17 protein-coding genes are annotated in these 20,267 nt (G+C 71.2%); 10 read left to right on the forward strand and 7 right to left on the reverse strand.

Annotation, left to right across the window (positions count from 1 at the left end; all coding sequences use genetic code 11):
• Nucleotides 1–71 precede the first annotated feature (71 nt).
• Nucleotides 72–1,583 (reverse strand): HtaA domain-containing protein, encoded by a 1,512-nt coding sequence (locus ACIOKD_RS09495; RefSeq protein WP_402080476.1) that lies wholly within the window; start codon nt 1,581–1,583, stop codon nt 72–74.
• 340 nt (nt 1,584–1,923) lie between these two features.
• On the opposite strand from ACIOKD_RS09495, the gene ACIOKD_RS09500 reads away from it, so the two are divergent.
• The 7 genes from ACIOKD_RS09500 to ACIOKD_RS09530 all read left to right on the forward strand — a co-directional run bounded on the left by ACIOKD_RS09500 (nt 1,924) and on the right by ACIOKD_RS09530 (nt 9,600).
• The gene (locus tag ACIOKD_RS09500; RefSeq protein ID WP_402080478.1) at nt 1,924–2,958 is read left to right on the forward strand and encodes a hemin ABC transporter substrate-binding protein; all 1,035 of its coding nucleotides are present in this window, start codon (nt 1,924–1,926) and stop codon (nt 2,956–2,958) included.
• Nucleotides 2,959–3,017: 59 nt separating this feature from the next.
• Complete coding sequence (locus ACIOKD_RS09505; RefSeq protein WP_402080710.1) at nt 3,018–4,076, forward strand: FecCD family ABC transporter permease; 1,059 nt, start codon at nt 3,018–3,020, stop codon at nt 4,074–4,076.
• A complete protein-coding gene (locus ACIOKD_RS09510) occupies nt 4,073–4,909 on the forward strand; it encodes a heme ABC transporter ATP-binding protein (protein ID WP_402080480.1) in 837 nt (278 codons plus the stop codon). The genes ACIOKD_RS09505 and ACIOKD_RS09510 overlap by 4 nt, the downstream gene beginning before the upstream one ends.
• A 205-nt stretch (nt 4,910–5,114) precedes the next feature.
• The gene (efeO, locus tag ACIOKD_RS09515; protein WP_402080483.1) at nt 5,115–6,284 is read left to right on the forward strand and encodes an iron uptake system protein EfeO; all 1,170 of its coding nucleotides are present in this window, start codon (nt 5,115–5,117) and stop codon (nt 6,282–6,284) included.
• Between the two features lie 9 nt (nt 6,285–6,293).
• On the forward strand, nt 6,294–7,592 hold the full coding sequence (efeB, locus tag ACIOKD_RS09520) for an iron uptake transporter deferrochelatase/peroxidase subunit (RefSeq protein ID WP_402080486.1): 1,299 nt from the start codon (nt 6,294–6,296) through the stop codon (nt 7,590–7,592).
• 3 nt (nt 7,593–7,595) lie between these two features.
• On the forward strand, nt 7,596–8,444 hold the full coding sequence (gene efeU / locus ACIOKD_RS09525; protein ID WP_402080489.1) for an iron uptake transporter permease EfeU: 849 nt from the start codon (nt 7,596–7,598) through the stop codon (nt 8,442–8,444).
• A 133-nt stretch (nt 8,445–8,577) separates the two neighbouring features.
• A complete protein-coding gene (locus tag ACIOKD_RS09530; protein WP_402080492.1) occupies nt 8,578–9,600 on the forward strand; it encodes a hypothetical protein in 1,023 nt (340 codons plus the stop codon).
• A 203-nt stretch (nt 9,601–9,803) separates the two neighbouring features.
• On the opposite strand, the gene ACIOKD_RS09535 is transcribed toward ACIOKD_RS09530, so the two are convergent.
• The gene (locus ACIOKD_RS09535) at nt 9,804–10,535 is read right to left on the reverse strand and encodes a bifunctional DNA primase/polymerase (RefSeq protein WP_402080495.1); all 732 of its coding nucleotides are present in this window, start codon (nt 10,533–10,535) and stop codon (nt 9,804–9,806) included.
• Nucleotides 10,536–10,704: 169 nt separating this feature from the next.
• On the opposite strand from ACIOKD_RS09535, the gene ACIOKD_RS09540 reads away from it, so the two are divergent.
• A complete protein-coding gene (locus ACIOKD_RS09540; RefSeq protein ID WP_402080499.1) occupies nt 10,705–11,613 on the forward strand; it encodes a glycerophosphodiester phosphodiesterase in 909 nt (302 codons plus the stop codon).
• Here ACIOKD_RS09540 and ACIOKD_RS09545 read toward each other — a convergent pair.
• The 4 genes from ACIOKD_RS09545 to ACIOKD_RS09560 form a co-directional block, all read right to left on the reverse strand.
• On the reverse strand, nt 11,592–12,206 hold the full coding sequence (locus tag ACIOKD_RS09545) for a TetR/AcrR family transcriptional regulator (RefSeq protein ID WP_402080501.1): 615 nt from the start codon (nt 12,204–12,206) through the stop codon (nt 11,592–11,594). The genes ACIOKD_RS09540 and ACIOKD_RS09545 overlap by 22 nt on opposite strands.
• A 242-nt stretch (nt 12,207–12,448) precedes the next feature.
• Nucleotides 12,449–13,447 carry a small ribosomal subunit Rsm22 family protein gene (locus ACIOKD_RS09550; RefSeq protein WP_402080504.1) on the reverse strand — a complete coding sequence of 333 codons (999 nt, stop codon included), beginning with the start codon at nt 13,445–13,447 and terminating at the stop codon, nt 12,449–12,451.
• Nucleotides 13,448–13,500: 53 nt separating this feature from the next.
• On the reverse strand, nt 13,501–14,634 hold the full coding sequence (locus tag ACIOKD_RS09555; RefSeq protein WP_402080714.1) for a serine hydrolase domain-containing protein: 1,134 nt from the start codon (nt 14,632–14,634) through the stop codon (nt 13,501–13,503).
• Entirely contained in the window at nt 14,631–16,055 is a 1,425-nt protein-coding gene (locus ACIOKD_RS09560; protein ID WP_402080507.1) for a Bcr/CflA family multidrug efflux MFS transporter, read from the reverse strand. The genes ACIOKD_RS09555 and ACIOKD_RS09560 overlap by 4 nt, the downstream gene beginning before the upstream one ends.
• 142 nt (nt 16,056–16,197) lie before the next feature.
• On the opposite strand from ACIOKD_RS09560, the gene ACIOKD_RS09565 reads away from it, so the two are divergent.
• Entirely contained in the window at nt 16,198–17,199 is a 1,002-nt protein-coding gene (locus tag ACIOKD_RS09565; RefSeq protein ID WP_402080510.1) for a Gfo/Idh/MocA family protein, read from the forward strand.
• Nucleotides 17,200–17,499: 300 nt separating this feature from the next.
• On the opposite strand, the gene ACIOKD_RS09570 is transcribed toward ACIOKD_RS09565, so the two are convergent.
• A complete protein-coding gene (locus ACIOKD_RS09570; protein ID WP_402080512.1) occupies nt 17,500–19,146 on the reverse strand; it encodes an alkaline phosphatase D family protein in 1,647 nt (548 codons plus the stop codon).
• Between the two features lie 145 nt (nt 19,147–19,291).
• On the opposite strand from ACIOKD_RS09570, the gene ACIOKD_RS09575 reads away from it, so the two are divergent.
• Entirely contained in the window at nt 19,292–20,101 is an 810-nt protein-coding gene (locus ACIOKD_RS09575) for an SDR family oxidoreductase (RefSeq protein WP_402080514.1), read from the forward strand.
• Nucleotides 20,102–20,267 lie beyond the last annotated feature (166 nt).

Here is a 20,267-nt window from a genome sequence, read left to right on the forward strand (position 1 = left end):
GTGGATCTCCTCAATGCAGAGTGCGTTCAGTGTGTGGGAGTCCGCACAACTCGCGGACAGGGGAGAAAGGTTCAGCTCTCGTCGGGGGCGTCCGGGGCGGTGGCGGCGGCCGTCTGTGGCGTACGGCGCCTGCGGAGGACCAGGAAGGCCGCGGCGACCGCGATCAGGGAAGCGACCGCGAGGCCGATGGGCAGGACGGGGACGTCCGATTCGCTCGCGGTGGCCTCCGTCTTCGGCTCGGCCGTCTTCGCCTCGGCCTTCTTCGGCTCGGCCGCCGCGGCTTCGGGCGTGGCCGACTCCGCGCTGCCCAGGTCGGGCAGGGCGGGGAGTTCGGCCTTGGCGGTCAGGGCGACGGCGAGGGACACCGGGTCCATCTCCGTGCCCGCCCTGTACATCCCGCCGAAGGCCTCGGCGCCCGCGGCTGTGAGCTTCGCGGGGGCCTCGGTGACTTGGGCGAGGCCGTCCTCCGGCTTGAGATCCCTGGCGGTGAAGGTGACCAGCGGCACCTTCTTCCGCGTCTCGTTCCGCGTCTCTTTCTGCGTCTCTTTCTGCGTCTCGCCGGTGCTCGTTACGTCGGCGTACAGCGTGCCCCTGCCGTCGTCCGTGACCTTGGCCCTGATCCCGCCGAGCTTCAGATCGAGGCCCTGCTCGCCGGTGAAGCGGACGGCTCCGGCGAAGGTCGCGTCGAGGGTCCGCTTCTTCTCGTCGTACGTGCCCGAGCCCTCGGGGAAGCGGAAGAGCGCGCCGCCGTCCTGGGCGCCCTCGCTGAGCTTCCACCCGCCCTGCGCGATGGCGCCGGTGACGTACTCGCGGAAGGTCCTGCGCACACCCCAGTCGACGGCGCCGTTCTCGATCCGGCCCGAAGTCTCCTCTTCCTTCGCCTTCTTCGACTTGAACGTGGACTCGGCCGGCGAGGCGGACGGCGTACGGGTCGGCTCGGCCGCCGCCGCCCGCACATCCGCGGAGAGGCTGACCGGGTCGAGGGCGGTGCCCGCCGTGTAGTAGCCGGCGAAGGACTTGGCGCCCTGGGCGGTCAGCGTGGCGGGCAGGTTGTTCAGCTGGACGGCGTTGCCGCCGCCCTTCATGTCGATACCGCCCAGGGAGAGGGAGGCGAAGGGCACCTGCGAGGACGTCGTGACCGCCCCGGTGCCCCTCGCCTTGCTGATGATGTCGACGTAGAGCGTGCCGCCGTTGCCCGCGAGGCGGACGGTGGGGCGGCTGATCGTCAGGTCGAGCTGGTGGGTGCCGTTGTCCTCCTTGTGCCCGAGGAAGTGGACACCGCCGGAGAAGCCGGCGCCGAAGGCACCCGAGGCACCGTCGTACGTGCCGGTCGCCGAGTGGAAGCGGAACTGGCTGCCGCCGACCGTGGCCGCGCCGCCGGTGAGGGAGAAACCGCCGTGCGCTATCGGGCCGGTGACGTAGCTCTGGAAGGAGGATTTGATGCCCCAGTCCAGGCGGCCGCCCTGCACGGTCCGGCTCGCCGCGTCGGCCCGGGCGGCCGGGAGCAGCGCCACGAGTACTGCCGCGAGTACTGCCGCGCAGAGCAGGGTCACGTAGGTGCGTGGGTGCGGGCGGGCTGGCATGTGTCCTCCGGGGCGGGTGGATCTGGCCGGATGCGGTGGCGCACTCCCTGGCGAGATAGGTAAGGCTAACCTAAGCTATGTTCTGCCGGGACGGGAAGCGTTGGATGAGACAGAGGGGGATGGGGGTCGCTTGCCGGCCGCCCGGTCGTCGCGGCCGGTCGCGCGGTTCCCCGTGCCCCTGAAGGCAGTTGCGGCTGGTCGCGCACGTCCCCGCGCCCTTCGCGGCAAAGACAGGCAAGACGGAGGGGCGGGCCCCGCCGGGCAGCGCCCGATCAGGACGTGACCCCGATCAGGACATGAACCGATCAGGACGTGAAAGGAATACGCGACAGTGCGACGCATGCGTGGACGAGTGGCGGGTGCACTGCTCGCGGTGCTTGCGGTGGCGGGGTGCGCCTCCGGTGAGGGGTCGGCCGAGCCGGCCTCCGAGGCCGCCGGGGCCGGCGCCGTGGCCGATCGTGTCGAGCCGCTCGCCGACACGCCGGAGCCCCGACTTCCGGTCACCGTGCGGTCGGCCGACGGCCACGACGTCACGGTCAAGGACGCCGAACGCGTCGTTCCGCTCTCCGGCAGCCTCAGCGAGATCGTCTTCACCCTCGGCCTCGGCGACCGGGTCGTCGCCCGTGACATCACCGCCACCTTCGCGCAGGCGGAGAAGCTGCCGGTGGTCACCCGCAACCACGACGTCTCCGCGGAGAGCGTGCTGTCCCTCAAGCCGGATCTGGTGCTCGCCGAGGCCACCACGGGGCCCGCGGAGGCGATGGGCCAGATCCGCGACGCGGGCATACCCGTCCTCGTCGTCGATCCGGCTCAGGGCCTCGACGACGTGGGCCCGCGCATCCAGGCCGTGGCGCGCGCCCTCGGCGTACCGGCCGCGGGCAAGGCGCTCACGAAGCGTTCGCAGGAGCGGATCGCCGCCGTACGCGAGGACGTTCCGGAGAAGACCGACGAACCGCGTGTCGCCTTCCTCTACCTCCGCGGCTCCGCGTCCGTCTATCTGATCGGGGGCAAGGGCTCGGGAGCCACCTCGCTGCTCGAAGCGGCGGGTGCCGTGGACGCGGGCGCCGAGTCGGGTCTGGAGAAGGACTTCACCGCGATCACCACGGAGGCCCTCGCCCAGGCGGCTCCCGACGCGATCCTCGTCATGTCGAAGGGACTTGAGTCCGTCGGCGGCATCGACGGCCTGGTCAGGATTCCGGGCGTCGCGCAGACCCCCGCCGGGATGGACCGCCGGGTCGTCTCCGTCGAGGACGGCGTACTCCTCAACTACGGGCCCCGCACGAACGCCGTACTGAAGTCCATCGTCGGCCAGCTGTACGGGGACGGGGACGGGAACGGGAACGGGAACGGAAACGCGAACGGGGACACGAAGTGAGCGTGACCGACAAGGCCGCGCCCCGGGCCTCCGAGGCACCTTCCGCCGAGGGGCAGCCCATCGGCGGCCTCCCCCCGCGCCCCCGCCCCCGCCGCAGCATCACCTGGCTGCTCACGGTCGGGCTGGTCGCCCTCCTTCTGCTCCTCACCCTCACCTCCGCCGGGCTCGGCGCGTACGAGATCTCGCCCGGTGACGTTCTCTCCTCCGTCGCGCACCGCGCGGGTCTCGGCGGCGGCGAACTGGCGCGCGTCCCCGAGTCCGTGCTGTGGAACGTGCGCTTCCCGCGGATCGTGCTCGCGCTGCTCGTCGGTGCCTCGCTGGGTTGCGCGGGCGCGCTGATGCAGGGGGTGTTCGGCAATCCGCTCGCCGAACCGAGCGTCATCGGCGTCTCGTCGGGCGCGGCGGTCGGCGCGGTCGCCGCGATCTCGCTCGGCCTGGGCTTCCTGGGCACCTGGACGATCCCGGTCTTCGCCTTCGTCGCGGGGCTCGGCACCGCCCTGCTCGTGTACTCGACGTCCCGCTCGGGCGGCCGTACCGAGGTCGTGACGCTGATCCTCACCGGTATCGCGGTGAACGCCTTCGCGGGCGCGCTGATCGGCCTGTTCATCTTCCTGGCCGACACCGCCGCGGTGAACCAGATCACCTTCTGGCAGCTCGGCTCGCTCTCCCAGGCGACCTGGCCGAAGGTGCTGGCGGTACTGCCGTGCGCGGTGGCCGGTCTCGCCGTCGCGCCGTTGTACGCCCGCAAGTTGGACCTGCTGGCCCTCGGCGAACGCCCGGCCCGGCACCTCGGCGTGGACGTCGAACGGCTTCGCGTCGTGCTGGTCCTGGTGGTGGCACTGCTGACGGCCGCGGCTGTGAGCGTCTCCGGGGTCATCGGCTTCGTGGGCCTCGTCGTCCCGCATCTGCTGCGCATGGTCGCGGGTCCCGGCCACCGTTTCCTCGTCCCCGGCAGCGCACTGGGCGGTGCGGTCGTGCTGCTCGCGGGCGACCTCGCGGCGCGTACCGTCGCCGAGCCCGCCGAGCTGCCGCTCGGTGTGCTGACCGCTCTCTTCGGCAGTCCGTTCTTCTTCTGGCTGCTGCGCAGGACCCGTCGCAGGCAGGGAGGCTGGGCATGAGGAAGCGCAGGGGATGGCTCCGTACGGGGATCGTGCCGCCCGGGCCCGTGGCCGCCGGTGACGTACTCGCCGAGGCCGCGGCCCTGCACGTGAGGCTCGGCGCCCGCGAGGTGCTGTCCGGCGTGGACGTCGAGGCCCGCGCCGGTGAGGTGCTGGCGCTCGTCGGCCCCAACGGGGCCGGGAAGTCCACCCTGTTGGGCGCGCTCGCCGCCGACCTCCCGGCGGCCGACGGTGTCGTACGGGTCCACGGGCGCCCGGTGTCCGACTGGTCGGCGCACGAACTGGCCCTGCGCCGGGCGGTGCTCCCCCAGTCCGCCTCGCTCTCCTTCCCCTTCCCGGTCGAGGAGGTCGTACGGATGGGGCGGGCGCCCTGGGCCGGCCGGCCGGAGGAGGGCGAGGACGACGCGGCGGTGGCGTCGGCGATGGCGGCGACCGAGGTCACCGGGTTCGCGGGCCGGCCCTTCTCGGCGCTCAGCGGCGGTGAACGGGCCAGGGTCGCGCTCGCCCGGGTGCTCGCCCAGCGGGCCCGGCTGCTGCTGCTCGACGAGCCGACGGCCGCTCTGGACCTCAGGCATCAGGAGTTGGTGCTGCGGGTCTGCCGCGAAAGGGCGCGCGAAGGGGACGCGGTGGTCGTGGTGTTGCACGATCTGGGTCTCGCGGCCGCGTACGCGCACCGGGTGGTGATCCTGTGCGCCGGGCGCGCGGTGGCCGACGGGGCGCCCTCGGAGGTCTTCACCGACCGACTGCTTTCGGACGTCTACAAACAGCCGGTCGAGGTGTTTCCCCACCCGCGCACGGGCGGGGTCATGGTGGCTCCCGTCCGGGGTTCTTGACCCGTCTTTGACCGTTTCGTGGGAGGCGGATAGCACCTCCGTGACCGGGCCGTGCTCGTACGACGCTCATGAGAGCTGAATCACTGGACGGGCCGCTTTCAGCCAGGTAAGCCTCGGATAAGTTAGGGCAGCCTCACTTGGTACCTGTGCTTTTCCTGTGTCCCGTGGCCCACTTACCCGTGACCGTGACCCTCTTGGAGCCTGTATGCGAGCCGTCCGACTCTCCGTCGTCACCGCTGCCGCGACCGCGGCCGTGCTGGCCGCTGTCACGGGTTGCACCGAGAAGAGCGACGCGTCGGGCGACGACCACGTCGTCGAGGTGACGGCCACGGACACCGGGTGCGAGGTGTCGAAGAAGGAGTTCCCGGCCGGTCACGTCCAGCTCGACGTGACCAACAAGGGCTCCAAGGTCACCGAGGTCTACCTCCTCTTCCCCGACGACCGGATCGTCACCGAGCGCGAGAACATAGGCCCCGGCACCCGCCAGAAGGTCACCGCCGAGGTGAAGGCGGGCGACTACCGGATCGCCTGCAAGCCCGGCATGAAGGGCAAGGGCATCCGGCAGGACGTCACGGTCACCGGCGGCGGCAAGGTCGCGAAGCGCGACCCGCGCCTGGACGCGGCGGTCGCCTCCTACCGGCAGTACGCGCAGGAGCAGGCCGACGAGACCCTGCCCAGGACCAAGGTCTTCACGGACGCCGTCAAGGCCGGTGACATCGAGGCCGCCAAGAAGGCGTACGCCACCTCGCGCATCGGCTGGGAGCGCACCGAGCCGGTCGCCGAGTCGTTCGGTGACATCGACCCGAAGGTCGACCTGCGCGAGGACGGTCTGGAGGAGGGCCAGGACGGCAAGAACGCAGAGAAGGACTGGACAGGCTGGCACCGCCTGGAGCGCTCGCTGTGGAAGGACAAGAAGCTCACCGACCGGGACTCCGAGCTGGCCGACCAGCTGATCGAGGACCTCACCGACTGGCAGAACCGCGTCGGCAAGGCGGAGATCACCCCGACCTCGATGGCCAACGGCGCCAAGGAACTCCTCGACGAGGTCGCCACCGGCAAGGTCACCGGCGAGGAGGAGCGCTACTCGCACACCGACCTGGTCGACTTCAAGGCGAACGTCGAGGGCGCCGAGAAGTCGTACGAGCTGCTGAAGCCGGTGGCGAAGGAGAACGACGCGGCGCTGGTCACCGAACTGGACAAGCAGTTCGCGGCGCTCGACACGCTGCTGGACACCTACCGCAAGGACAAGACCTCCTACGAGTTCACCTCCTACGACAAGGTCTCCGAGGCGGACCAGAAGGAACTCTCGGACGCGGTGAACGCGCTCGCGGAGCCGCTGTCCAAGCTCGCCGCCGCCGTCGTCGCGACGAAGTAGGGACCGGCCATGACGGACACCCCCGCCGAGCAGGCCTCGTCCTGCGCGCACAGCACGGCAGCCGCTCCTTCCCGGCGTTCGCTGATCGGCTGGGGCGGTGCCGGGCTCGCGCTGGGCGCCGCCGCGGCCGGTGGTGCGGTGGCGCTGGCCCGCTCGGGCGACGACGGCGAACCGACCGCCGCAGCAGCGGGCGGCGAGGTCGCCTTCCATGGCACGCACCAGGCGGGCATCGCCACCCCGGTGCAGGACCGGCTGCACTTCGCGGCCTTCGACGTGCGGACCACCGACCGGGCCGCGTTCGTCCAGCTGCTGAGGGACTGGACCGAGGCGGCCCGGCGGATGACCGCCGGGCGGGCGGTCGGCGAGGGCGCGTACGGCGGTCTCGCCGAGGCGCCGCCGGACGACACCGGGGAGGCGCTCGGCCTCAAACCGTCACGGCTGACCCTCACCGTCGGCTTCGGCCCCTCCCTCTTCGAGAAGTTCGACCTCTCCGGCCGGCGTCCCGAAGCCCTTGTCGACCTGCCGAAGTTCGCCGGCGACAACCTCGACCGCACCCGCGGCGGCGGCGACCTGTGCGTCCAGGCCTGCGCGGACGATCCGCAGGTCGCCGTGCACGCGATCCGCAACCTGGCCAGGATCGGCTTCGGCAAGGTCGTCATCCGCTGGTCACAGCTGGGCTTCGGCAAGACCTCGTCGACGACCCCGGACGCCCAGACCCCTCGTAACCTCATGGGGTTCAAGGACGGCACCCGCAACATCGCGGGGACCGAGACGGACCGGCTGAAGAAGTTCGTGTGGGTCGAGGACAAGGACACCGACCGCGACTCGGCCTGGATGACCGGCGGCTCGTACCTCGTGGCCCGGCGCATCCGGATGAACATCGAGACCTGGGACCGCACCTCCCTGCAGGAACAGGAAGACGTCTTCGGCCGCGACAAGGGCGAGGGCGCTCCCGTCGGCAGGGCCAAGGAGCGGGACAAGCCGTTCCTGAAGGCGATGCTGCCCGACGCGCACGTACGGCTCGCGCACCCCGACACCAACGCCGGGGCCACGCTTCTGCGCCGCGGCTACTCCTTCACGGACGGCACGGACGGGCTGGGCCGCCTCGACGCGGGCCTGTTCTTCCTCGCGTACCAGCGCGATGTGCGCAAGGGCTTCGTCCCGGTGCAGCGCAGCCTGGCGGCCGACGCGCTCAACGAGTACATCCAGCACGTGGGTTCCGCGGTGTTCGCGATCCCGCCGGGCGTCCGCGACAAGGACGACTGGTGGGGCCGGGCCCTGTTCGCCCAGCATCCCGAGGAGGCGTAGGCCGTGTTCGGCAACTATCTGATCGGCCTGCGCGAAGGTCTTGAGGCGAGCCTCGTGGTCTGCATCCTCATCGCCTATCTGGTGAAGACGGAGCGCCGGGACGCCCTGAAGCCCGTCTGGATCGGCATCGCGGTCGCCGTCGTCCTCGCCCTCGGCTTCGGTTTCGCGCTCGAATTCGGCTCGCAGGAGCTGACGTTCGAGGCGCAGGAGGCACTCGGCGGCTCACTGTCGATCATCGCGGTCGGCCTGGTGACGTGGATGGTCTTCTGGATGCGCCGCACCGCACGCCACCTCAGGAGCGAGCTGCACGGCAGACTCGACGCCGCCCTGCGGATGGGCACGGCCGCACTGGTCGCCACCGCGTTCCTGGCCGTCGGACGCGAAGGCCTGGAGACGGCCCTGTTCGTGTGGGCGTCCGTGCGCGCGTCGAACGACGGCACCCAGGGCCCGTTGACCGGCGTGCTGCTGGGCATCCTGACGGCGATCGTGCTCGGGTACCTCTTCTACCGGGGCACGGTCCGCATCAACCTCGCCAAGTTCTTCACGTGGACCGGCGGCATGCTGGTCGTCGTGGCCGCGGGCGTCCTCGCGTACGGGGTGCACGACCTCCAGGAGGCCGACTTCCTGCCGGGCCTGACGAACAAGGCCTTCGACATCAGCGAGACCGTCCCGCCGGACAGTTGGTACGGCACGCTCCTGAAGGGCGTCTTCAACTTCCAGCCCGACCCGACCGTCGTCCAGGTGCTCGTGTGGCTCCTCTACCTGGTGCCGACGCTGGCGTTCTTCCTGGCGCCCTCGCGGTCCGGCAGGAGCGGGGCCGGGTCTCCCACCCCGGTGCGCGAGGAGGCGTGAGACCGGCGCGCGGAGAGCGCGGTACGTCATCCCGCCGCCCGGGCGCTTTCCGGCCCCGGTAGGGTTCGCCTCCGGGAAACCGGGATCGGGAACCGGGCACCGGCAATCGGGACGGGGAAGGTGAAGGCACTCGATGAGCAGGGATCGCAGCCCTCGTAAGTCTCCTGGGCCTCGTAGGCCTCGCGGACTCGGCCGGAGCGCGCTGACGGCGGCCTCCGTGACCGTGCTGTCGGTGACGGCGAGCGGGTGCGTGGTGGTGCACGGGGAACGGGAGATCCTCCCCGGCGCCACGAAGAGCGAGGCCGCACGTGCTCTGCGGGACTTCACCGCTGCCTACAACGAGGCGAACGGTGCCAACGACCCGTCCCTGGACGCGGACCGGGTCACCGGCGCCCTCGGGGACATCGACGGGGCGAAGCTGAAGGCCGGCGGCAAGAACCAGCCGGGCGGCAACGCCGACTATGTGCCGCTCAAGCTGACCGACACCGAGTTCAGCATCCCGCGGAAGGCCGGCTGGCCGCGCTGGTTCGTCACCGACTCGAAGGCCAACAAGGGCCGCGCCGAGGACCGTTGGCTGATGGTGTTCACCCGGAGCGACGCGGACGAGGTGTGGCAGGTCGCGTATCTGACGATCTCCTCCGCCGAGCAGATACCCGAGTTCGAGAAGGACAAGGACGGCTGGGCCGAGCCGGTCGCGGCGAACGCGGCGGACCTGGCGGTCGCCCCCGGGAAACTCCCCCAGCGGTACGCGACCTATCTCAAGGACGGCGGCAGCACCTTCGCCGACGGCGCCCACACCACGAAGTGGCGGTCCGACCGGGCGAAGACCGCCGCTCGTCCGGGGCTCGCCCAGCAGTACATCGACGAGCCGCTGACGTCTGGCGACTACGCCCCTGTCGGTCTGCGCACGGCGGACGGCGGCGCCCTCGTCTTCTTCACCACCCGCCACTACCAGAAGCAGACGGCGGCCCAGGGCGTCCCGATCAACGTCACCAACGCCGACGTCAAGGCCCTGATGACCGGCGACCCCACACAGTCCCTGACCCTGGAATCCACCTCCAACCAGGCGGTCCTGGACCCCCCGAAATCCGCATCGGACCAACGGGTGAAATTCCTGAGCCGAATCCAGGGCCTGACGGCAGCAAAGGGCGAGTAACCGGTCACCTATAAGGTTGCCAATAGGTTGCCCATAGGGGCACGGGGAACAGCGCAGTCTTTCCGCCCTTAGGGGCGCGGGGAACGGCGCAATCTTTTGGCTTTTGGCTCTTAGGGGCGCGGGGAACGGCGCAATCCTGTCGCTTCCAAGGGGCGCGGGGAACGGCGCGACCAGCCACGACGCCCCGCAGACGAACCCCGGCGTCACCCCCGAAGGGGCCAGGCCGCAACCTGCTCCCGCTCTCCCCCCGCATACCGCGCACATTCATCCGTCAACACTTCCAGCAAGGACAACGGATCCGGCAACGGATACTCAGGCCCCCGCACCCACTCCACCACCAGCTCCCCCGCCAACCGGGCCGGAGGCACCAGCACATACGACCCACGGCAGTGCCACCGCAGCCCCGGATGCTCGTCCATCGTCTCGGGATGGCAGTCCAGTTCGCACGGCCACCACTCGTCCTCGTCCTCGGGCGTACCGCGCGTGGCGGTGAAGAAGAGCATCCGGTCGTCCCCGGACAGCGCCACCGGCCCGACCTCGATCCCGGAGCCGAGCAACCGCTCCAGCGCCTCCTGCCCCGCCTCCACCGGTACGTCCAGCACGTCGTGCACCATGCCGGTCGCGGTGATGAAGTTGGCGAGCGGCTGATGCCGGGCCCACCGCTCGATCTGCGCCCGGTCGGTCGTGGACTGCGTCTGCCAGGCGAAGGAAACGGGGTGGCGCGCGGGGGTCGGACACCCGACGCGGTCACAGGAGCACCGATAGGCGGAGGGATGGGCGGCGGGCGCGAGCGGCAGCCCGGCTCCGGCGGCGGCCAGCAGCAGTTCCTCACGGCTCGCGGAGTCGTCCGCGGCGTCCGTCCGTGGGCGCCGACCGCGCAACCACTGGGAGATCCTGCCCTGCCCGCCGGAGCGGCGGCCCGTCTCTGCGCTCATATATTGCCCTCGCCTGGCTGTTGTGCGGACAGCATGCCTCATGCTCCCACCATCCTGCGCTCCGGGGGGCCGGAGCCCACATCCGGGGTAGGTGGGGCGATGCCCGCCCGGGACGGTGATCGAGTGTCATTGCGTACTTTGCAACGATATGCCCGCCTACGGTGTCGGCATGGTCACACGGACTGCGCTGACGGGTATCGCCGGTCTCACGTCGCTGGCTCTCGTGGGACAGAGCGGGGCGATCACCCCGCTGGACCGGGGCGCGGGCCCCCTGACGGTGGCAGCGCTGCCCCGTGTCGTCTACACCGCACATCGCGGCGGCGCCCGGGAAGTGCCGGAGAACAGCATGACGGGCCTCGTGACCGCGTACGAGCGCGGGACGGCCCAGGTGCTCGACCTGGACACCCGGATGCTGCGCGACGGGACGATGGTGGTCATGCACGACGCCACCCTGAACCGCACGACCTACATGGGCGGCCCCGTGCACGCGCTCGACCGGCGGGACTGGCAGGGGGTCCGGCTGCGGCCCAGGGACGCGCTGCCCGGGAGCTGGCGCTCGGAGCGGCCACCGACGCTCGCCGAGGTGCTGGACCGTTTCGGCGGGCGGGTGGTGCTGATGCTGGAGGCCAAGGACCCGCGGAGCCTGACGGCCATCGCCGCCATGATCAGGGCACGCGGCCTGACCCGCTCGGTGCTGGTCAACTCCAACCATCCCGCAGTCGCCCTGCGCACCCACCGCCTGGGCCTGCTCTCGCAGCTGTGGCGTTCGGCGCACCAGATGCGCACGGACCGGCCCGAGCGCTGGCGGCCGTTCGTGGACGTCCTGGACGTGGACCACAAGGCCCGCGACCGCGATCTCGTACGGGCCGTCCGGTCCGGCATCCCGCGGGTGTGGGCGCACACGGTGGTGACCCCTGCGCAGCGCGACCGCGCTCTCGCGCTCGGCTGCGACGGGATCATCACGGACGCCCCGGGACGGCTGGCCCGGGTGCGGGTGCGGGTGCGAGTACGAGTCCGGGGACGGGTACGGGTACGGGTACGGGTGCGGGCTCGGGGTCAGCGCGGGGCGATGCCGTAGAGGGCGTACTCGACCAGCTTGTTCGCGAAGGCGTGGTCGAGCGGTCCGGTGCCCTGGAGCCAGCGCTGGGCGAGGGGCGAGACGAACAGGTCGCGCGCGATGTACGGGTCCACGTCGGCGCGCACCTGGCCCGTGTCCTGGGCCGCCCGCAGGCGTCGTACGTACAGTTCCAGCGAGGGCAGGAGCAGGGTGGCGACGAACTCCTTCGCGAAGGCGGGGTTGCCCACGCCCTCGGCGGCGAGCGCGCGGGCCGGGGCCTCGTAGCGCGGGTCGTTCAGCTCGTCGACGGTGGCGCGCAGGACGGTCTTGAGGTCGGCCTCCAGGTCGCCGGTGTCGGGGATGCCGTCCGTTTCCGCCCAGTCCCCGCCCCCGGCCGCCTCCGCCGCCTGGGCGCCCAGGTCGACGAAGGCCTCCATGAGGACCTCCGCCTTCGACGACCACCACCGGTAGATGGTCTGCTTGCCGACGCCCGCGCGGGCCGCGATGGCCTCGATGGTGGTTTTCGGGTAGCCGACCTCCGCGACGAGGGTGAGGGCGGCGGCGTAGATCGCGCGGCGGGACTTCTCGCTGCGGCGGGTGGAGTCGGGAGGCATGCTCCCGAAACTACCAGCACCACAAGACGCCCCGTCTCGCCGACAACCTTCCCTCGCCCCCGCCGCCCCTACCCTCCCCCAGTCTCGGCTTCGCTCGACCGGGGGGACCCCCATCGTCACGTACTCGGGGGCGCTGCCCCCGAACCCCCGGTCCTCAAACGCCGGACGGGCTGAAAGCGTTTCAGCCCGTCCGGCGTTTGAGGACAAAGGGGGCCAGGGGGCGCAGCCGCGGGAAAACGCCCCTACCGGGGCTCCGGTGGCCAGCCGTCCCCCCACGCCGCATCCCGGGCCTCCTTGTAAAGGAGCCCGTGCCGCTTCGTCACAGTGGAGCGGCGCAGCCCTCCCCCCACCTCGCACAGGTCCAGCAGAACCTGCCCCTTACGGATCTGCGGCCGCCGCACCACCCTCGAAGCCACCGGAGCAGCGGAAGCCGCGAGGTCCCGCGTCGCCGCGACGTAGCTGAACTTCTCGTCCTCGTACGCCAACGAACCCCCCTTCACCTGCCGATGCAACGAGGACCGGCTCACCCGGGCAGAGAAGTGGCACCAGTCCTCCCCCGGCACGATCGGACAGGCCGCACTGTGCGGACAGGGCGCCGCGACGGAGAACCCGGCGCCGATCAGCCGGTCCCGGGCCGCGATGACGCGGGCGTACCCGTCCGGCGTCCCGGGCTCGATGATCACGACGGCCCGCCCGGCGGCCACCGCGGCGTCCACGACGGCGCCGCGCCCCGCCTCGGTCAGCTCGCCGAGGACGTACGACACGGTGACGAGGTCGGCGTCCGGCAGGGCGAGTTCCGCCCCGATCCGGGAGCGGCGCCACTCGGCGGACCGCAGCTGCGGGCTGGCGGCGGCGAGTTCACGGCCGAGGACCAGAGCGGGCTCGGCCCAGTCGAGCACGGTCACCGGCCGGTCCCCGGGCCAGGTGGCGTTCACGGCCCAGGTCGCCGCGCCCGTTCCGCCGCCCACGTCGACATGGCTGCCCGGCACCCACTCGGGCACGACGTCGGCGAAGGCGTCCAGCGCGGCCCGTACGGCCTCGAAGGTCGCGGGCATCCGGTACGCGGCGTACGCGGCCACGTCCGCGCGGTCGCGCAGGATCGGGGCGTCGGTCGGGGTGGTGCCCCGGTAGTTCGCGATCAGCCGGTCGACGGCCTGCGCGGCCACCTTGGGCGGCAGTCCGTCGAGCAGGCCCGCGAGGGCCGCGCGCAAGGTCTCAGCTGGGGAAACGGGGGCGGTCACGAGGGAAGTCTACGAGCACCGCCCACCGCACCGGTCCACCGCCGGCCCACCGCTCACGCCCCTCGGACCGCCCTGGCCAGCCGCGTGGCCGCCGCCGCGCGGGGTCCGTGGTCCGGGGGCCGGCGGCGCGGATGGACCGTGTTCGCCAGGAGCACCAGGAACGTGTCCGTCGAGGGGTCCATCACCAGCGACGTACCCGTGAAGCCCGTGTGGCCCGCGGCTCCGTGGCCGGCGAGGGCGCCCATGAACGACGGCTGGTCGAGGGCGAAGCCTAGGCCGGGCGGCGAGAGGAGCAGTTCGACGTAGTCGGGGCCGAGGATGCGGGCGGTGCCGTAGGAGCCGCCCGCGAGGAGGGTGCGGCAGAGGACGGCGAGGTCGGCGGCCGTCGAGAAGAGGCCGGCGTGACCCGCGACCCCGCCGAGCGCCCAGGCGTTCTCGTCGTGGACCGTGCCCCGCAGCATGCCCCGGTCGGCCTTGGCCCAGGGACGCCGCTGGTCCTCGGTGGCGGCAGCGGCCGGGCAGGGGCCGAACGCGGTGTCGGGCATACCGAGCGGCCGGGTGATCCCGTCCCGCACGAGGGCGTCCAGCGGGCGCCGGGTGATCCGTTCCAGGACCTGCTGGAGCAGGAGCATGTTGAGGTCCGAGTAGCCGTACGCGGCGCCCGGCGCCTTCACCGGTTTCTCGGCCCGCAGCAGGGCGAACCGTGCCCTGTCGTCGGAGCAGTCGTACAGCGGGAGTTCGGGCCGCAGCCCGGAGGTGTGGGTGAGCAGGTGCCGCACGGTGATGCCGTACTCGGCGGCGGCGGCGAAGCCCGGCAGGTACGCCCCCACGCGCGCGTCGATGCCCAGCGTGCCGCGCTCCAGCTGCTGCACGGCGGCGACGCTCGTGAAGAGCTTGGTGAGGGACGCCAGGTCGAAGGGGGTGCGGACGGTCATCGGCACACGTTCGCCGCACGGCAGTTCCACGCCCGCGTCCGCGTCCTCGTCGTACGCGCGGTAACGCACCGCCCAGCCCGCCGCCTCCTCGACGGCGATCACGGGCCCGCGTCCGGCGACCAGTACGGCGCCCGCGGCCCAGGGCCGGTCCCCGGCGGTGATCGCGCGGAACTCCCGTACCAGGGCGTCGAGTTCTCCGGGGTCGAGCCCGGCACGTTCCGCCGTGCCGGGGCGCAGTCTGGGTGCGCTCAGCTGCCCGCTCCCTTCACGATCGCCTTTACGTTCGCCTTCACGTTCGTCTGTATGTCCGGCTGTATGTCCGGCTGTGTGTCCGGCTGTGTGTCCGGCTGTTTCCGCCAGGGACGGCACAGTGCCATGAAGCAGCCGACGGCCACCAGTGAACACACGAGCTGGACGACGGCCATCGGGACGGCCGTGTGCTCACCCGCGACGCCCACCAGGGGTGTGGCGACCGCGCCGACGAGGAACGAGGACGTGCCGAGCAGGGCGGACGCGGAGCCCGCCGAGTGCCGGGTGCGCATGAGGGCGAGCGCGTTGGTGTTGGGCATGCACAGGCTCATCGCCGACATCAGCACGAAGAGGCCGACGGCGATCGGCACCAGTCCCACCTCGCCGAACGCCCCGGCCGACATCAGGAGCAGCGCGGCCGACGCGACGGTGATGACCGCGAGGCCGAACGCGAGCACCTTGTCGAGGCTGACCCGGCCGACGAGGATCTTGCCGTTGATCTGGCCGACGATCACCAGACCGACGGAGTTGACGCCGAAGAGGATGCTGTACGTCTGCGGGGAGGCGCCGTAGATCTCCTGGATCACGAACGGCGAGGCGGAGATGTACGCGAAGAGCGCCGCGAACGCGAAACCGCCGGTGAGCATGTAGCCGGTGAAGACGCGGTCGGCGAGCAGTCCGCGCATGGTGCGCAGGGCTTCGACGGTGCCGCCGTCATGGCGCTCGGCGGGCGGGAGCGTCTCGGGCAGCAGCCGCCAGACGACGGCGGTGAGTCCGATCCCGATGACGGTCAGGATGTAGAAGACGCCCCGCCAGTCGGTGATCCGCAGCACCTGGCCGCCGATGAGCGGCGCGATGATCGGCGCGACCCCGGAGATCAGCATGAGCGTGGAGAAGAACCGCGCCATGTCCATGCCGTCGTACAGGTCGCGTACGACGGCGCGGGCGATGACGATCCCGGCGGCGCCGGCGAGTCCCTGGAGCAGCCGGAAGGCGATGAGGAGTTCGATGGTGGGGGCGATCGCGCAGACGGCGGTGGCGAGGATGTAGACGACGAGTCCGGTGATCAGCGGCCGTCTGCGGCCCCACTTGTCGCTCATCGGCCCGACGACCAGCTGCCCGAGCGCCATACCGGCGAGGCACGCGGTGAGCGTCAGCTGCACGGTGGCCGCGGAGGCGTGCAGCGCGTCGGTGACGTCCGGGAGGGCCGGGAGGTACATGTCCATGGACAGCGGCGGTACGGCCGTGAGACCGCCGAGGATGAGCGTGACCAGGAGTCCCACGGAACGGCGGGCGACCGGGGGCGGTACCGGCGACGCCGAGGCGGCGATCACGCTCTCCTCGGTCACCGCCGTGCTGGGTATGCGGGTCTCCGGGTCCTCCGGGTCCCGCGTCGTACGGCTCGTACGGCCGCGCTCGGGCATGCGCCCCTCCCTCTCCGTGTGATCCGCCACCTATGCTCTCAGCTCGTACAGGTGATCTCGTACAAGTGATCCCGTACAGGTGATCTCGTACAGATGGTCGAAGCCGTCGCGGTCGTCGACGGCACGGAGCGAGGGGTCGGGCATGACTGAGGAACGCGTGCGGTGGGGTGTGCTGGCGACCGGTGGGATCGCTGCGGCGTTCACCGCGGACCTGATCGATCTGCCCGATGCCGAGGTGGTGGCGGTGGCGTCGCGCACCGAGGCGTCGGCGAAGGGGTTCGCGGAGCGGTTCGGGATACCGCGGGCGTACGGCGACTGGGAGTCCCTCGCGGCGGACGAGGACGTGGACGTCGTGTACGTGGCGACTCCGCACTCGGCGCACCGGGCGGCGGCCGGGCTGTGTCTTGAGGCGGGGCGCAACGTGCTGTGCGAGAAGGCGTTCACGCTCAACGCGCGCGAGGCCGAGGAACTGGTCGGCCTCGCGAAACAGCACGGGAGCTTCCTGATGGAAGCCATGTGGATGTACTGCAACCCGCTGGTCCGGCAGCTCAAGGCGCTGGTGGACGACGGGGCGATCGGCGAGGTCCGCACGGTGCAGGCCGACTTCGGCCTCTCGGGTCCGTTCCCTCCCACCCACCGGCTGCGCGATCCGGCGCAGGGCGGCGGCGCGCTCCTCGACCTGGGCGTCTATCCGGTGTCGTTCGCGCATCTGCTGCTCGGTGAGCCCTCCGGTGTGACGGCGAGGGCGGTGCTCTCGGAGGAGAGCGTCGACCTCCAGACGGGCATGCTGCTCTCGTACGACAGTGGCGCGCTCGCCGCGCTGCACTGCTCCCTGACCGGTGGCACGTCGACCTCCGCCTCGGTCACCGGCTCCGAGGGCCGCATCGACATCCCGTCCGGCTTCTTCCACTCGGACCGCTTCGTCCTGCACCGCGACGGCCGCGACCCGCAGGAGTACACGGCGAACGCGGCGGACGGCACACGGGCCGGCCTCAAGCACGAGGCGGCGGAGGTGATGCGCTGCCTCCGAGCCGGCGAAACGGAGTCCCCCCTGGTCCCCCTGGACGGCACCCTCGCGGTCATGCGCACCCTGGACGCGGTCCGAGCGGACATAGGCGTCACATACCCCAGCGAAACGGCCTGAACTGCCATCTCCAGGGGCGCGGGGCGCGGGGAACGGCGCAATCCTTCCGCCTTCCGCCCTTCATCTCCAGGGGCGCGGGGAACGGCGCAATCCTTCCGCCTTCCGCCCTTCATCTCCAGGGGCGCGGGGAACGGCGCAATCCTTCCGCCTTCCGCCTTCCGCCCTTCATCTTCAGGGGCGCGGGGAACGGCGCAATGCTTTCGCCTTTCGCCCTTGAGGGGCGCGGGGAACTGCGCGACCGCCCACGTCCGGCCCGCAGCCGACGAACGACCGCCAGTCCCCCGCCCCGCCCCAGCGGAACTACACCGGCTTCAGCCCCTGATCACCGACCTCCGTCACGAACGACGCCGCCGTACTGATCGCAGCCCCGGGCGTGGTCACCGCGGGCACGGTCTTGAAGTCGGCCCGAGCGTCGTCCTGCCCCAACCGCACAGTCGTATAACCCCGCCGCCCGTTGTAGAACTTCAGATGCGGGTTGGCCGCCATGTACGTCTCCCAGTTGGCAGGCCGCTCCACCCCGTCCCGCCCGCTGGTGATCGAGGTGGTCACGATCTCCGTACCGAGCGTCCGCGACCCCGCGTCGTCGAAGTCGTCCTTGATGTCGAAGGCGTACCCGACATGGACGTCCCCGGTGAGCACCATCAGGTTGTCGACCCCGGCCGACTTCGCTCCCGCCAGCACCCGCCCCCGCGAGGCCCGGTAGCCGTCCCACGCGTCCATGGACACCCGGGACGGCACGGTCAGGTCGAAGTTCCGCTGGGAGAAGATGACCTGCTGCGGAAGGACGTTCCACAGCGCCCGCGAGGCCTGCCACCCGTCCAGCAGCCACCGCTCCTGCGCCGCGCCGGTGATGGTGCGTGCGGGATCGTCCGTCTCGGGGCCGGGAACGTCCGCCCCGTCCCCGTACGCCTGGTCCGAGCGGTACTGGCGGGTGTCGAGGATGTCGAACTGCGCGAGCCGGCCCCAGTTCAGCCGGCGGTACATCCGCATGTCGGGGCCCTCGGGCCGCTGCGGGCGGCGCAGCGGCAGGTTCTCCCAGTAGGCGCGGTACCCGGCGGCGCGCCGCAGCAGGAACTCCTCCGGCGGTACGGAGTTCTCGGGTATGTCGTCCGCGTAGTTGTTCTCGATCTCGTGGTCGTCCCAGGTGACCACGAAGGGGTGGGCGGCGTGCACGGCCCGCAGGTCGGGGTCGGTCTTGTAGAGGGCGTACCGCAGACGGTAGTCCTCCAGCGTGATGGTCTCGTGGTTGAAGAGGTCGGGCAGCACGCGGTCGGTGTAGTTGCGGGCGCCGCCCACGGAATTGACCGCGTACTCGTAGAGGTAGTCGCCGACGTGGAAGACCACGTCGACGTCGTCCTCGGCGAGATGGCCGTACGCGGTGAAGTACCCGTCGTGGTAGGCCTGGCAGGAGACCGCGGCGAACCGCAGCTCGTCGACGCGCGCGCGGGACGAGGGCGCGGTGCGTGTACGGCCGGTCTCGCTGATCCAGCTGCCCGTCTTGAAGCGGTAGTAGAAGACGCGGTCGGGGTCGAGGTGGCCGACCTCGACATGCACGGAGTGGTGGAACTCGGGGTGGGCGAAGGTCGCCCCCCGTCTGACGACGTGCCGGAAGCGTTCGTCGCGGGCCAGTTCCCAGTGCACGACGACGCGTTCCGGGGGCAGCCCGGAGTCCGCCTGGTACGGGGTGGGGGCGAGCCGGGTCCACAGCAGCACGGAGGTGGCCTGCGGGTCGCCGGAGGCGACGCCGAGGGTGAAGGGATCGTCGGTGATCTTCGCCGTGTCGAACTCTGCGGCGCCCGCCACCCCCGCGGTCGGCAGGTTGGTGGCGAACGCCAGTACGGCGGCCGCGCCGGTGACGGTGAAGAGCCGGCGGCGCCCGAGGTGACGGGCGGCGGCGCGGAGTTCTGGGGCGTGCTGCGACGGTTGCTGGTGGCCGGTGGATGTCATCTGGCCTTCCCCTGACGGTTGTTGTACAAGACATTGGAGTGGCCAGAGTCAACGGTGGACCGTCACGTGCACAACAGTCAGGTGACGGACGGATGAGTTCCATATGGCGGACCGTCGACCAGGGCCTCCCGTACGCTGCGGGGCCATGAACGCTCATCGAACGAAGATCGCGATCGTGACAGGCGCGGGTTCGGGAATCGGCCGCGCCGTGGCCGTCGAACTGCTGCGTACCGGCTGGTCGGTGACGCTCGCCGGTCGCCGCGCGGAGCGGCTGGAGGAGACGGCGGCGCTCGCGCGGGCGGCCCTCGCGGACGCGTCGCCCGGTGCCGTCGAGGAGCCGGCGGGGAAAGAGAGCACGTCGTTGTGCGTGCGCACCGACGTCTCGCGGCCCGAGGAGGTGGCCGCGCTCTTCGCCGCCACGCGGAACCGCTTCGGCCGCTTGGACCTGCTCTTCAACAACGCCGGCACGTTCGGACCCGGCAACGTGCCGTTCGAGGACCTGCCGTACGACGCCTGGCGGCACGTGGTCGGTACGAATCTCGACGGGGCGTTCCTGTGTGCGCAGGAGGCCTACCGGCAGATGAAGGAGCAGATTCCGCAGGGCGGAAGGATCATCAACAATGGCTCGATCTCGGCGCACACGCCCCGGCCCCGGTCAGCGGCGTACACGGCTACGAAGCACGCGCTGACCGGCCTCACGAAGTCGCTGTCGCTGGACGGGCGGCCGTACAGAATCGTCTGCGGGCAGATCGACATCGGGAACGCGGCGACCGACATGACCGAGCAAATGCGGGTGGGGGCCTTGCAGGCGAACGGGGAGGTGGCTCCGGAGCCGGTGATGGACGTGGGGGATGTGGGGCGGACCGTCCGGCACATGGCGGAGTTGCCGTTGGAGGCCAACGTGCAGTTCGCGACGGTGCTCGCCAGTGGGATGCCCTACGTGGGGCGGGGGTAGTCGCGGGTCCGCGGGGGCTGGTCGCGCCGTTCCCCGCGCCCCTCAAAGGCGAAATTCAACACCCCTTTCCTGGCAACTGGCCCTCAGTCAGCCAGGATTCAGCTGTCTTACGGAATTCTGACACCCGGGCCCGCATTCTCAGGTCTTACACATCTCCTACTCAGGG

It is taken from the genome of Streptomyces sp. NPDC087844 (genome assembly GCF_044742785.1).
In the GTDB taxonomy this organism is placed as follows: Bacteria; Actinomycetota; Actinomycetes; order Streptomycetales; family Streptomycetaceae; genus Streptomyces.

Coding starts and splice junctions, on each gene's coding strand:
- ACIOKD_RS09495 (WP_402080476.1), bottom strand. CDS start 1,583: ATGCCAGCCCGCCCGCACCCACGCACCTACGTGACCCTGCTCTGCGCG.
- ACIOKD_RS09565 (WP_402080510.1), top strand. CDS start 16,198: ATGACTGAGGAACGCGTGCGGTGGGGTGTGCTGGCGACCGGTGGGATC.
- efeB (WP_402080486.1), top strand. CDS start 6,294: ATGACGGACACCCCCGCCGAGCAGGCCTCGTCCTGCGCGCACAGCACG.
- ACIOKD_RS09575 (WP_402080514.1), top strand. CDS start 19,292: ATGAACGCTCATCGAACGAAGATCGCGATCGTGACAGGCGCGGGTTCG.
- ACIOKD_RS09545 (WP_402080501.1), bottom strand. CDS start 12,206: ATGCCTCCCGACTCCACCCGCCGCAGCGAGAAGTCCCGCCGCGCGATC.
- efeO (WP_402080483.1), top strand. CDS start 5,115: ATGCGAGCCGTCCGACTCTCCGTCGTCACCGCTGCCGCGACCGCGGCC.
- ACIOKD_RS09535 (WP_402080495.1), bottom strand. CDS start 10,535: ATGAGCGCAGAGACGGGCCGCCGCTCCGGCGGGCAGGGCAGGATCTCC.
- ACIOKD_RS09510 (WP_402080480.1), top strand. CDS start 4,073: ATGAGGAAGCGCAGGGGATGGCTCCGTACGGGGATCGTGCCGCCCGGG.
- ACIOKD_RS09540 (WP_402080499.1), top strand. CDS start 10,705: ATGGTCACACGGACTGCGCTGACGGGTATCGCCGGTCTCACGTCGCTG.
- ACIOKD_RS09560 (WP_402080507.1), bottom strand. CDS start 16,055: ATGCCCGAGCGCGGCCGTACGAGCCGTACGACGCGGGACCCGGAGGAC.
- ACIOKD_RS09570 (WP_402080512.1), bottom strand. CDS start 19,146: ATGACATCCACCGGCCACCAGCAACCGTCGCAGCACGCCCCAGAACTC.
- ACIOKD_RS09530 (WP_402080492.1), top strand. CDS start 8,578: ATGAGCAGGGATCGCAGCCCTCGTAAGTCTCCTGGGCCTCGTAGGCCT.
- ACIOKD_RS09500 (WP_402080478.1), top strand. CDS start 1,924: ATGCGTGGACGAGTGGCGGGTGCACTGCTCGCGGTGCTTGCGGTGGCG.